The sequence below is a fragment of the Nocardia sp. CC201C genome, assembly GCF_030010695.1.
In the GTDB taxonomy this organism is placed as follows: Bacteria; Actinomycetota; Actinomycetes; order Mycobacteriales; family Mycobacteriaceae; genus Nocardia; species Nocardia otitidiscaviarum.
In genome coordinates this window covers 1-6968 of the sequence record NZ_JASCXP010000397.1, presented here as the reverse complement: position 1 = coordinate 6968, position 6968 = coordinate 1, and the positions used below count along the sequence as shown (strand labels likewise).

At 69.1% G+C, this 6968-nt stretch carries 7 protein-coding genes; 3 read left to right on the top strand and 4 right to left on the bottom strand.

What is annotated here, in order from left to right:
• Positions 1-309 precede the first annotated feature (309 nt).
• Positions 310-1185: a UTP--glucose-1-phosphate uridylyltransferase gene (locus QK444_RS29655; protein ID WP_282785423.1), complete on the top strand. Its 876-nt coding sequence runs from the start codon at positions 310-312 to the stop codon at positions 1183-1185.
• A 7-nt stretch (positions 1186-1192) separates the two neighbouring features.
• Here the strand turns inward: QK444_RS29655 and QK444_RS29650 are convergent, their stop codons facing one another.
• Positions 1193-1681 carry an NlpC/P60 family protein gene (locus QK444_RS29650; protein ID WP_195144504.1) on the bottom strand — a complete coding sequence of 163 codons (489 nt, stop codon included), beginning with the start codon at positions 1679-1681 and terminating at the stop codon, positions 1193-1195.
• Positions 1682-1991: 310 nt separating this feature from the next.
• On the opposite strand from QK444_RS29650, the gene QK444_RS29645 reads away from it, so the two are divergent.
• Entirely contained in the window at positions 1992-3062 is a 1071-nt protein-coding gene (locus QK444_RS29645) for an alpha/beta hydrolase family protein (RefSeq protein WP_282785422.1), read from the top strand.
• Here the strand turns inward: QK444_RS29645 and QK444_RS29640 are convergent.
• Entirely contained in the window at positions 3010-3588 is a 579-nt protein-coding gene (locus tag QK444_RS29640; protein ID WP_282785421.1) for a TetR/AcrR family transcriptional regulator, read from the bottom strand. The genes QK444_RS29645 and QK444_RS29640 overlap by 53 nt on opposite strands.
• Before the next feature lie 75 nt (positions 3589-3663).
• Between QK444_RS29640 and QK444_RS29635 the strand changes: the two genes are divergently transcribed.
• Positions 3664-4077, top strand: coding sequence for an organic hydroperoxide resistance protein (locus QK444_RS29635; RefSeq protein WP_029929268.1), 414 nt, complete (start codon positions 3664-3666; stop codon positions 4075-4077).
• 295 nt (positions 4078-4372) lie between these two features.
• Here the strand turns inward: QK444_RS29635 and QK444_RS29630 are convergent, their stop codons facing one another.
• Both QK444_RS29630 and QK444_RS29625 read right to left on the bottom strand, forming a co-directional pair.
• Positions 4373-5152: a hypothetical protein gene (locus QK444_RS29630; RefSeq protein WP_282785420.1), complete on the bottom strand. Its 780-nt coding sequence runs from the start codon at positions 5150-5152 to the stop codon at positions 4373-4375.
• A gap of 87 nt (positions 5153-5239) precedes the next feature.
• Positions 5240-6577, bottom strand: a complete 1338-nt coding sequence (locus tag QK444_RS29625; protein ID WP_282785419.1) for an MFS transporter — start codon at positions 6575-6577, stop codon at positions 5240-5242.
• Positions 6578-6968 lie beyond the last annotated feature (391 nt).

Sequence of the window (6968 nt, the reverse complement as noted above, 5' to 3'; positions counted from 1 at the left end):
GATGCGCCGCCCTGTCTCGCGGCACCGCCGCCGCGTCGCACCGTTCCGGCACCGCGCCCGGCCCCTTCGGCCCGTCCGGCCGCCGATCCGGGCGACCGTTCGACCCGTCGTCGACTGGGAGGTGGCTGTCGGTCTGCTGGGAGTCAGACCCGACCGAACGGTGTGCTGCGGGTGATTTGCCCGATCCCGCCCCGGGCCGCTGACCAGGCACAACGTACCCGTCAGTCGGTTCGGCGGCGGTGTTCACATCGAGGAATCTACGCTCGGCTACCGACAGGTACGACGCCGCGGATGTGTGATGATCGGGGCATGACTATTCGCAAGGCCGTGATCCCCGCCGCGGGTATCGGCTCCCGCCTGCTGCCGCTCACCAAGGCGATCCCGAAGGAGATGCTCCCGGTCGGCGACAAACCGGTGATCGAGCACACGGTCCGCGAGCTGGTCGCCTCGGGAATCACCGATATCACCATCGTGGTGAGCGCCGGAAAGTCGTTGATCCAGGACCACTTCCGGCCCAATCCCGCCCTGGTGGCGCAGTTGCGCGCCGACGGCAAGCAGGCGTACGCCGATGCGGTGGAGGAGGTCGGCGAACTCGGCCGCCTCGGCCATATCACCTACCTGGACCAGCACGGCCCCTACGGCAACGGCACCCCGGTGCTGAACGCCGCCCGCACCCTGGGTGACGAGCCCATGCTGGTGCTGTGGCCCGACGATGTGTTCGTCGCCGAGGTGCCGCGCGCCCAGCAGCTCATCGATGCCTACGAGAAGACCGACGCACCGGTACTGGCCCTCATGCCCATGGACCCCGCCGAATCCCAGCGCTACGGTGTGCCGGTGGTGGAGGAGGAGCACAGCGACGGCCTGATGCGCATCTCGGGCCTGAAGGAAAAGCCCAAGCCCGCGGACGCGCCCTCCTCCTACGCGGCCATCGGCGGTTACGTGGTCACCCCCGGCATCATCGCGGAACTGCGCCGCCAGGTCGACAACTGGTACACCCACCGCACCGGCGAGGTGTACCTGACCGACGCCATCAACACCTTCGCCGCCGACGCCCCGGTCTACGGCCAGGTCATCCGCGGCCGCTGGTACGACACCGGCAATCCGGCCGACTACCTGGTCGCCCAGTTCGCCTCCGCGCTCAACCACCCGGAGTACGGCCCGCTGCTGCGCGGACTCTGCGACTGACGCTCGATCAGTAGAACCGGCGCACGGAGAAGATGTCGAAGTCGGACAGCGGGGTCAGTCCGACCGGAACCCCGGGCGAGTGCGCATTGAGGACCTGCCCGGCCCCCGCGTAGATGCCCACGTGCGAGGCGTCGCCGTTGAGCACGATCACATCCCCCGGCTGCAGTGCGCCGACGGGCACGGTCAGCCCGGCCTCGGCCTGCTGCCACGTGGTGCGCGGCATGTCGATGCCGACGCTGCGGAAGGCCCACTGCACCAGCCCGGAACAGTCCCAGGCGTCGGGTCCGGTGCCGCCCCACCGATAGGGCTTACCGGTCTGGGTGGTGGCCAGGCCGAGCGCGACCATGGCCCGGGGACTGGCGAGCGGCAGTTGCGCCGAACCCGACGCGCTGCCGGAGGCCGAGCCGCTGCCGCTGCCCGAGGCGGAACCGGAGGCGCTTCCGGTATCGGAGTGGGCCGCGCCCGCCCAGAGCACACCGGCGCACAGCAGGGTCATGGTGGCCGCAACGGCCCGGATCAGGCGGTGGATCGCTTGTCGTCGCACGTGCTCGCCCTTCGGTCGGCACTCCCCGAACGCTCATTGCTCACGCAACGCTCATTAACCACGTATTTGCCGTCTCTTCTGTTGTAACCCAGAAGCGCGGCGAGTCGTCGAACCCGCCACCATGCGTGTCATGAGACTCCGATCACAAACCGTGGCCGGAATGTGACATTGCACCCCCATGGAAATCGGGGCATAAGTAGCATTTCGGCGTCCCGCGGGGGTCCGGGAGTCCGCATCCGCCAGCTACCACAGGGGCCCTGAGTTGACTCGTCGTATCAGGGCGCGAGCGCTACTGCTCGCGCTGACAGTGGTTTTCGCCTGCGCACTGCCCGGCACGCCGGGCCCTGCCGCGGCGGGGCCACCGCCCGACCCGGTCACCACCACCGGAACCCTCATGGCCACACCGGTTTCCGCGGACGGCTCCACCATCTCCTCGTACCGCGTCCGCGACGCCCGCAACATCACTCTCACCGTGCACTCGGCCGCCATGGACCGCGACGTGGTGGTGGAGGTGCAGCGTCCCGCCGACACCTCGGTGCCCCGGCCGGTGCTGTACCTGCTCAACGGCGCTGGGGGCGGCCAGGATACGGCCACGTGGCGACGCAATACCGACGCGACCGAATTCTTCGCCGACAAGAACGTGAACGTGGTGCAGATCGTCGGCGGCGGCTTCACCTACTACACCGATTGGCGCGCACCGGATCCCCAGCTCGGCACCAATATGTGGCGCACCTTCCTCACCGAGGAGCTGCCGCCCCTCATCGACGGCGCTCTGGGCACCAACGAGATTCGCGCCATCGCCGGAATGTCCATGTCCGGCACCAGCGTTCTGCAGCTGCCCATCGCCGCACCCGGCCTGTACCGCGCGGTGGCGGCCTACAGCGGCTGCGCCCGCATCAGCGACCGAATCGGCCAGCAGTTCGTCAAATTGGTGGTCGCGGCGGGCGGCGGCGACGTGCACAACATGTACGGCCCGCCCGACGACCCGATGTGGGTGGCCAACGACCCCTACGTGCACGCCGAGGGTCTGCGCGGTCTGGAGCTGTACCTGTTCAACGGCACCGGTCTGCCCGGACCGCGCGACACCCCCGGCGATATCCGCAGTCTCGGCCCCCATGACGGCGGACTGATCCAGCAGTTGGTGGTCGGCGGCATCATCGAGGCCGCGACCGACTGGTGCACCCGCAGTCTGGTGGACCGGCTGCGGCAGCTGGACATCCCGGTAACCGCCGATTTGCCACCTCGGGGTACGCACTCCTGGGGCTACTGGGAGGACGCGCTCAAGCGGTCGTGGCCGGTGCTGGCGCGGGGGTTGGAGCTACCCGAGTCCTGAGCTGCGCCAGGGCGGTCTCCACGCCGGCGCGGACCGTCGCCGGATCGCCGAGACCGCCACTGAGGGCCACGCCGTCGCGCACCAGCAGCAGATAGTGGGCGGCGGTGTCCGGGTCGTCGTGCCCGGCCGCCGCCAACCGCTCGCGCACCAGCCGCCGGAACCAGTCCCGGTAGTCGGCCACCACCGCGCGCACGGCGTGCGCGGGGTCCGGGAATTCCACGGCCGCGTTGAGGAAGGGGCAGCCGCGGAATCCGGGCGCACAGCTCAGCTCGCCGAGCCGCTCGAAAATCACGGTGACAGCGGCCATTCCGGAGTCGGGCACGGCTTCCAGCACGGCGCGCTGGCGCTCGTACTCACGCGCCAGATAGGCCACCACCAGATCGTCCTTGGTGCGGAAGTGCCGGTAGAAGGTGGCCTTGGCGATACCCGCCTCGGCAATGATCCGGTCGATGCCCACGGTATGGACGCCCTCGGCATAGAACAGCCGCGTGGCGGTGTCCAGGAGTCGATCGCGGGCGGCACTCATACCCTTGACGATAGCAGACAGATCTGTCTACTCTGGCCATCGAAGTGAACAGACAAGTCTGTCTAGGAGGACTCCATGGCTCCCATGTACACCGCCGTCGCCACCTCGGTCGGCCGCGAAGGCCGTTCCTACAGCGATGACGGCATCCTCGACCTCACCCTGGCCCGCCCCAAGGCGCTGGGCGGCGACGGCGCGGGCACCAATCCCGAACAGCTCTTCGCCGCGGGCTACTCGGCGTGCTTCGCCAGCGCGCTGCAGCTGGTCGCCAAGCGCATGAAGCTGGACGCCGACGAGGCCGCCGTCACCGCGGAGGTCGGACTCAACAGCCGCGAGGGCGGCGGCTTCAGCCTGTCGGTGGTGCTGCGGGTGGAACTGCCCGAACATCTGCACAACGAATCCGGGCGGGCGCTGGTCGAGGCCACCCACCAGGTGTGCCCGTACTCGCACGCCACCCAGGGCAATATCCCGGTCGAACTCGTCGTCGAGTAGCGCCCCGCCGACACATCACGCACGACCGGCGAGCTATCCGGGATCCCGCGCCGCTGCGCCCTGCTCGGCCGAGTCCTGCTCGGCCGAGTCCTGCTCGGCCGAGTCCAGCTCCGCCGAGTCCAGCTCCGCCGAGTCCTGCTCGGCCGAGTCCAGCTCCGCCGAGTCCTGCTCGGCCGAGTCCTGCTCAACCGAGTCCTGCTCGGCCCCGTCGCGCTCAGTCGAGGCCGGCTCAGTCGAGTCGCGCTCAGCCGAGTCCAGCTCCGCCGGGTGCCGCTCCGTCCAGTCCTTCTCCGAGCTAGTCCTTCTCCGACAGCGGAAATGTCTGCTGCGGCGAGGTCCAGTCGAACCAGGTATCCGGTTCCGCCACCCAGGTGCGGCCGGTGGCGGTGTCCTCCACGGCCACCCGCAGCAACTGCCAGCGGTCGGAGTCGGCGCTCATCCCCCCGAGCCGGACCTCGAGGTCGGTCGGCGGATCGTGCGCGATGTACGTATACGGGCCGTAGCGGCGACGCGCGCCGCTCTCCAGATCCTCCGTGGGCCCGTTCAGCGGCAGCCACACCAAATGGCAGTCGGTATGGCCGAGCAGCCGGACCAGAATGCTGCCGGTGGTGCCCGCACCGGGTTCCCGCCCGGTCTCCAGGGTGATCCGGTAACGGGCGGACGGCTCCCGGTGCAATTGGAATCCGCGGGTCAGCACCGTATCGGCACTGCCGGTCTCCTCGGGTACCACCGCGGCGGCGAAACCCTGCTCGGTCTCGGGAACCGGCGTGCTCTGCCACAGCGTATGAGTATCGAGATCCTCCACCTGGAACCAGTCGATGGCCGCCAGCGTCCAGGTCGACTCCTCGGAGTCGACGCGCACCCACAGCTCGGTGAGATCGTCGAGCGCGGTGCCGTAGTCGATGTGGAATGTCTGCTCACGCCCGATCTGAGTGGGATCGCCGGGCAGATGCACCGCCGCCTCACCCGTCGCGCCCCCGGTATCCCCGAGCCGCACATACACATCGCCATTGCTGCCCGCCTGGTCGGCGCCTCCGTACCGGACGGTCACAGCGAACTTCGGTCCACAGGCCATATCGCCACCTCCGATAGCCGGGTAACCACACCGGAACGCCGGAAACCCGGGGTGATCGCCGCGACGGACGCCCACCCCGGATGCCGATCAGGCCGACGGCGCGGCCGCCACCCGGGCCGGAACCGCGGGCACGGCGTCGGTCTCGGGCACCTCGGTGCCGCGCAGCGACGCGCCCACCGTCTCCCGCAGGAAGGCCCAGGCCACCAGGCCGACCAGACACGCGCCCACCATGTAGAGCGCGGGGAACAGCGTCCAGCCGGTGCCCTCGATCACGGCCTCGTTCACCAGAGGCGCGGTACCGCCGAAGATCGCCGTGGACACGTTGTAGCCGAGAGCGAATCCCGCATAGCGGACATGGGTCGGGAAGATGGCCGGGAAGGTCGCGGTGATCGTCGCCAGCTGCGGCAGATACAGCAGCCCCAGCACCACGAAGCCGATGACGGCCCAGACGATGCCCTGCCCCATCAGCCAGTACATCGGAATGGCGAGCACCGCCAGGCTCAGCAGCGACACCAGCCACATCGGCCGCCGTCCGACCCGGTCGGAGAGATGGCCGAAGAAGGGCAGCGACACCATCATGATCAGCTGGCCGATCAGCATCATGGCCGTGGTGGTCGACTCGTCGACGCCGATGGTGTTCTCGAGATAGGTCGGCTGGTAGGTGAGCAGCGTGTAGTTCACCACGTTCAGCGCGATCACCAGGCCGCCCAGGGTCAGCAGCTCACGCCGGTAGTCCCGCAGCAGCACGCGCAGGCCGGTGCGCGGATGCTCCTGCTCCTGCACCTCGGTGAACACCGGGGACTCGTCCAGCTTGGTGCGCAGATACCAGCCGATCAGGCCGAGCGGCACGGCCAGCAGGAACGGAATGCGCCAGCCCCACTCGTACATGGCGTCCGACCCCAGCGCGAGCTGGCAGGCCAGCACCACCGCCGAACCGCCCACGAAACCGCCGAGGGTGCCGAACTCCAGGAAGCTGCCGAGGAAGCCGCGGCGGCGGTCCTCGCAGGACTCCGCGAGATAGGTCGCCGCACCGCCGTACTCGCCGCCGGTGGAGAAGCCCTGCACCACGCGCAGGGAGATGAGCAGGATGGGGGCCAGCACCCCGGCGGTGGCGTGGGTCGGCAGCAGGCCGATCAGGCCGGTGGCGGCGGCCATGAGCAGAATCGTGGTGGCCAGGACCGCTTTTCGGCCGATGCGGTCACCGAGCGGACCCCACACCATGCCGCCCAGCGGGCGCAACATGAAGGAGACCGCGAAGCCGAGCATGGTGCCCAGCACTCCGAGGTCTCCGGGAAAGAACGCGGCCGTGATGTAGGTGGCCGCCGCGGCGTAGACGCCGTAGTCGAACCATTCGGTGGCATTGCCCATGGCGGCCGCGGCCACCGAACGGCGCTGTTGTCTGGGTTCCGGATCGCGGCTAGTCATGCCAGCTCCTCTCCCCCGCGAATTGGCGTATATCGTTTCCGCGCCGTGAGGGCACGGCGCACACGAAATAACCGGGTACCCGGGACGCGGATTCGGCAAACCACAGCTACCGTCCAGCAGCGCCCGGGCAATACCGCTACCAGCGCATACGAGAGGATAGTGACCCCGGTCGCACCTCATTCCAGCGGGCACACGGACCTTTGCGCACAACCTGTCGCGGATACCGCCCCGGCCCGGAGCAACGCCAGCGCGACCGGCGGAGATCCACGACGCGACGATCATCGCGTCGAACTGTCAGGCGGGCCAGGCCGAACGGCACCGAGAGCCCGGCCGACGAGGCGACTCGACCGTTCAGCCACACCGCGGCCCGACCAGTCGGCTCGGAACACCG